At 65.5% G+C, this 5,332-nt stretch carries 4 protein-coding genes; all 4 read left to right on the top strand.

Annotated features, from left to right (window positions below; genetic code table 11):
- Positions 1 to 1,342: 1,342 nt before the first annotated feature.
- The 4 genes from HQN59_RS25710 to HQN59_RS25695 all read left to right on the top strand — a co-directional run bounded on the left by HQN59_RS25710 (position 1,343) and on the right by HQN59_RS25695 (position 5,202).
- A complete protein-coding gene (locus HQN59_RS25710) occupies positions 1,343 to 1,897 on the top strand; it encodes a PEP-CTERM sorting domain-containing protein (RefSeq protein ID WP_176071983.1) in 555 nt (184 codons plus the stop codon).
- Positions 1,894 to 3,972 carry a zinc-binding metallopeptidase family protein gene (locus tag HQN59_RS25705; protein WP_176071982.1) on the top strand — a complete coding sequence of 693 codons (2,079 nt, stop codon included), beginning with the start codon at positions 1,894 to 1,896 and terminating at the stop codon, positions 3,970 to 3,972. Before HQN59_RS25710 ends, HQN59_RS25705 begins: the two co-directional genes overlap by 4 nt.
- Positions 3,973 to 3,991: 19 nt before the next feature.
- Positions 3,992 to 4,426 (top strand): peptidase M20, encoded by a 435-nt coding sequence (locus HQN59_RS25700; protein WP_176071981.1) that lies wholly within the window; start codon positions 3,992 to 3,994, stop codon positions 4,424 to 4,426.
- 278 nt (positions 4,427 to 4,704) lie between these two features.
- A complete protein-coding gene (locus HQN59_RS25695) occupies positions 4,705 to 5,202 on the top strand; it encodes a response regulator (RefSeq protein WP_342451324.1) in 498 nt (165 codons plus the stop codon).
- The last annotated feature ends 130 nt before the right edge of the window (positions 5,203 to 5,332 follow it).

The raw sequence follows: 5,332 nt of genomic DNA, 5'->3' as shown, positions 1-5,332 counted from the left end.
GTACAGGGGCTCAACCGGGGCGCCTCCGGCGGCCTGGCAGGGGCCCGGGATTGAAGAACTTCAAACCGCAGCCAATCCACTTAACTCAGGCCGCTGCGTGTTCAAACCAGCGGAGCCGGCTCTATTGCCCACCAAATGCAGAGCGTCTGTGCGCGGTGCGTTCACGGCGCGCTCCTCACGAAGCTCAGCGCCTGGATCACCTCGGCGAACTGCGCCAGGTGCGCGGCTTCGGCCTGCCTCATCGGCTGCGTCTCGTTCTCATCTCACGCCCGGCGGGCTCATGAGCCGGTAAATGGCGCCGCGACGCGTATCAACGACCTCGCTTGGCCACGACATCCTCGGCGCTGGTGCTCGACGCACACACTCGGCGCTCGCCGCTAAGCGGGAGTCTCAAACTCCGCCGCTCGTGGCGCTGCGCGACGTTCCTGCCAGCTATGATGCGGCAAGGAGGTCCAGGGGCTGCCCTGGGGAGCTACGGTGACGTTGCCATCTTGGTCGATGAGCGAGCCGTTTCGATAGATTGCGCAGACGACGCGCCCCAGCGGATGCTGGTTCCACGTTGTGGGCAGATAGGTTTGCAGAACCCAAACTATTGACTCACCCTCACGCGGCGGTGCACCGGCTCCGAAGGTGCTCCAAGCTCCAAGCATCTTTGTCCCTCGTCTGAAGAACCCGCCCTCGCGTTCGCCCCGCTAAAGACCGGCGCGCAGGTTTTCGCCAATGAATTTTCCGCCTTGACAGTGGCTGCGAGGGGAGCTTCGAGGCACTAAGAACGGCAAGGCTCGTGCATCGTGCGCAGCAGCATAGCCGGCTCTACGCGCGTGGCCGCTCCTACGCGTCCCTGTCGCTTGGTGGCGGGCGCGGATGCATGTGCGCTGGCCACCTACGCTGCGACTGGAGCTCAGCGCTGCACTGCGCTGAACCGCGTATGCGCCTGCGAAGATCTAGGCGCTGGTTCTTGGACTGGCCCCCGCACGGATGATAACTAGCACTCACCGCCGCCACGGCATGCGCAGCCTCGCTTGCCGATCAGCCTCGCTACGAGGCTCCGCGTCGTCCACGGTGCGCGCCGGAGTGACGGAAACCCGTTCCATCGGTGCATTGAATCGACGGTTTTCCGTCGCGTTGCATTGGGCGTCGTAGCTGTGCAGTCCGCGCGTTAATCCCTACTGGCATACATCATGCGAAAGGGTGATGGTCGGACCAATTCGCAAGTAAATCACGAGGAAGGCGGGTATGCGCACGCTGCGAAGGCACTCCGACGGCGGAGCCGAGCCCACGGCCCCTTCTTCGTCAGATATCCAAGATATCAACGCATTGAATGCAAACCGGAGGATATAAATTGAAGGTTCCTTTGATAGTGGCTGCCGCGGCGGCCCTGACGTTCGCCGCCCTGCCCTCGCAAGCCGCAGTGATCAGCGGCACGTACACCTCGATCGGCATCAATACATGGCGCGCCGACCTGACGGTCACCAACGACGCCAACATCGCCCGCTTCGCCGGGTTCAGCGTCGACTTTCCGAGCGCGACCAACCTGCAGCTGGTGTCTTCGCCGGCCGCATGGGACAGCATGGTGTTCCAGCCCGACGCCAACCTTTCGGACCCCGGCTACCTCGACAGCTTCCTGCGCAACGTGACCGCGACGCTGGCCCCGGGCCAGTCGGTCGGCGGGTTCGGCGTCTCGTTCAACTACGCGGGCGGCATGCCGGGCGCGCTGCCGTTCCTGGTGTACGACACCAGCTTCAATGTGCTGGCCGCCGGCAACGCAACCATCGCCGCGATCCCCGAGCCCGCCACCGCCCTGCTCGCCGCGCTCGGCCTCGCCTTCATCGGCCTGCGCTCGGGCCGCGCCTACGTTCGCAAGACCCACGCCACCAACAAGGAGGTGACGGCATGAAGACTTCTACCCTGTTCAAGCCGAGTCTCATCGCGGCTGCGTGCATCGCCGTGACCGCGTGCGGTGGCGGCGGCTCGTCGAACGACACCGTTACGGGTTCGGCTGCTGACGACACGAAGACCGCGCTCGCCATCGGCGGCGGCGCCACCACGGTGCTGGCCGACGGCCGCGAGATCACCCTGCGCATGGTGAGCGAGACACGCGTCAGCCGTACGGTCTACGACTACGTCTACACCATCGTCCTCAAGAACAACGCCACGGCGTTGACCAACGGCATGGCCGCGCTGACCGGCGCCGGCGCCGGCACCACGGTCGTCAGCGGCTTGGTGCCGATCGGCGAGCTGGCAGCCAACGACACGGTCGAGCCGCACGGCACCATCAAGCTCCGCCACGATCGCGCACAGCCGTTCAACGCGGCCGCGCTGGTCTGGTCGATCACCAACTCCACCGCCGCGCTGAACCGCACCACGGTGCCGGCCGACGTCGCGACCGCCGCCTCCAAGATCGCCAACGATCCGCAGATCGCTGCGCTGCTCACCGAGCAGCGCACGCCGGAGATGGCGAAGAAGCGCTGGAACAACTTCCTCGAGCTGGTGCGGATCCCCTCGCCGTCGCGCGAGGAGTACCGCTCAGTAGCTGAAATCCACCGTCGCCTCGTCACCGACTTCGGCTTCGACCCGTCGGACATCACGACGCGCAACGACGGCTTCCTGCCTGGTACCGACGTCAACATCGTTGACGGCCTGCCGGTCTACAACGCGTGCGTCCGCATCAAGGGCTCGTACTCGAGCCGCCCCGATGCGCAAAGCTACAAGGGCGAGTTCCCGAAGGTCATCCTGGAAGGCCACATCGACGTGGTGAACCCGGAGACCCAGCCCCCCGCGAGCGACCCGTGGAACCACATCAAGCTGCAGCCCTACGCGCAGCCGATCGTGGAAACACCCGTACAGCTCGCCGCCATTCCCGAGGAGCTGTCGTTCGACTCAAACGGCCGTGTCATCGAGAACACCAACTACAACATCGCCAGCCAGTGGTTCACCAATGCAACGACGGCCGCCAACGGTGGCGGCGTGCGCATCTACGTGCCGGGCTACGGCGACATGATGAGCAGCACGACGAACGCGTTCATCCTCGCCGCGGGGATGAAGAAGCACAACATCCGCCCGGTGTACGACGTCTGGATCTGCGGCACGGCAGGTGAAGAGGGCAAGGGCAACCTGGCTGGCATGAAGCAGCTGTACGGCTTCGAGCAGGACCTGGGCACCGGCTCCAACCCGCTCAACGTGGTGGCGAACTTCGGCCTCGAAGGCGGCGGCATCCTCAACTTCCTCGGCAGCTACCGCTTCGAAATGAAATTCTCGGCTCCGACGAACCCCGGCCCGACCCAGCCGAGCGCCGTCGAAGCCATGGCGGCCGCGATCGCCAGGATCTCGGACGTCAAGACGCCTAGCGAGCTGCGTCCGGGCGCGCCGCGCACCACCTACACGGTGGGCCGCGCCAGCTGCGAGCCGATCCCGGCCGGCAGCAGCGTGGTGCCGAGCTGCTCGCTGGAAGTCGACATGCGCTCGCCCGTCACCGAGACGCTCAACGAGATCCGCGACGTGATCCAGCCGATGTTCAAGGCCGGTCAGGACGCCGAGAACGCACGCTACGGCCTCGTCTCGGGCGCCGCGAACGCGGTGAGCATGGCGCAGGTTTGGTACGGCCTCCGCCCGGCCTACGTCGCAGAAAGCTACGACAGCCCGGCTACGCATGCCGGCATCCAGTCGGGCATCGCGACCGGTCAGTCGACGTCGTTGAACGTGGGCACCGGTTCGGGCAGCCTGAACGACAACGTGCCGGCCAACACCGGGATCCCGACGTACCAGTTCAGCCTGAGCTCGAACGCCAGCGGTGGCGGCGGCCATGCCTTCTGGGAGTGGGGCACGCGCGGCGACCCCGCGAACGAGGTGTCGCGGATGCACCGGGTGCTGACCGCTGTCCTCACCGTCTCGGGCTTCCATGCGGCCGACGGCACCATCGTCCAACCGTCCACCGGCCCGATCGGTCGGCGCACGCGCGAAGCCGCGCGCTGAGAGACAAGGAGTCACTGATATGAGAAAAGCACTTCGATCGCTCGTCTTTGCCGGCCTCGCCGCGGCAAGCCTTTCCGCCTTCGCGCAGCAGACCGGCGCGGTACGGATCGATTTCCTCGGCCCGGGCGGTCACAGCAGCGGCGCCTACGGGCGCACCAGCGCCCTGCACGCAGCCAGCCGCACGGTCATGCGCATCCAGCAGACCCTGCCGGCCGGCAGCTACATGATGACCAACCTCACCGGCGGGAACTCGGTGAACAGCATCGCGTCGGACGGCCTGGTCGAGCTCCGGCTCACGGCCGCCACCGCGCCGGCGTACCAGCAACTGTTGACGGCGGTCACCGCCGCCGCCAACTACGGCGCCGACACCGAAAACGCGTTCCGCAACGTGAAGGTCGGCGACCTCACCAGCGGCGCCCCGGCGTGGATCCGCACGGTGGTGACGCCGCAGTAAGCTAAAAGTAGCTCGGAAGAAACAGGCGTGGTGACCCCACGCCTGTTTCGCTTCCCTACCTGGTGTGGGTAGCTCGTCCGCTGACGACGGCTTTGCAGGACTCCCATGCGGGCCCACTCGACACGGCACCTGATCACCTGAGCCTTCCTTGCTTCCTTGCCGCCGGTTGCACAAAGTGACGCTTACGTCGGCGAGACCTGCATGGATGGCGCCCTGGAGGAGTACGCTGATGCGTCGCTGCGAGTCGCAGCGCACTTCCATGAAGCAAGTTGAAAGACGTGTTCTCTGCATCGGCGCTCCGGGTTCTGGTACTCGACGATGAGGTGGATGCCGCGAAATCCTTGTGCCATCAGCTTGATGCCAGCGGATGTCACGCCGTTGATTGCCAGAATGGCCCGGCTGGCTTGGCTTTGGCGGCGCAGTTGGAGCCGCACTTGGTCATCATCGCTCTTGACATGCTCGGCATGTACAGCTGCGATGTTGTGCGCCACATGCGGCTGCAGGATTCAAGTTCGCTGGCAATGGTCATCGGCCTGGCTGGCCATGACAGCCGCAACGGGCTCAGCACCTCGCCAGGATGCCTATTCGACGCTTTGATTGCAAAGCCCATTCATGGCGACACCATGACGGCGCTGGTAAGAGAGGCTGAGGGTAAGACGCTTCATCTGCGGATGCCGATACAGAGGCCCACCGCGCCCACCGCTCTTCGCGCGGCTTTCATGCGGCAGACCACGCGCGCGGGACCGGCGCAGTCCACCTGGACGGCTGACTCGTGACGATGGGGTGAGAGCCGGCTCCGCTGGTTTGAACACGCAGCGGCCTGAGTTAAGTGGATTGGCTGCGGTTTGAAGTTCTTCAATCCCGGGCCCCTGCCAGGCCGCCGGAGGCGCCCCGGTTGAGCCCCTG

This window comes from Rhizobacter koreensis (genome assembly GCF_013366375.1).
GTDB classification, from domain to species: domain Bacteria; phylum Pseudomonadota; class Gammaproteobacteria; order Burkholderiales; family Burkholderiaceae_C; genus Schlegelella_A; species Schlegelella_A koreensis.
The sequence above is the reverse complement of the archived record's forward strand: the minus strand, read 5'-3'. Positions and strand labels throughout refer to the sequence as shown.

Excerpts from the sequence above, each read along its gene's own strand:
- HQN59_RS25700 (WP_176071981.1), top strand. The coding sequence starts at position 3,992 with ATGAGAAAAGCACTTCGATCGCTCGTCTTTGCCGGCCTCGCCGCGGCA.
- HQN59_RS25705 (WP_176071982.1), top strand. The coding sequence starts at position 1,894 with ATGAAGACTTCTACCCTGTTCAAGCCGAGTCTCATCGCGGCTGCGTGC.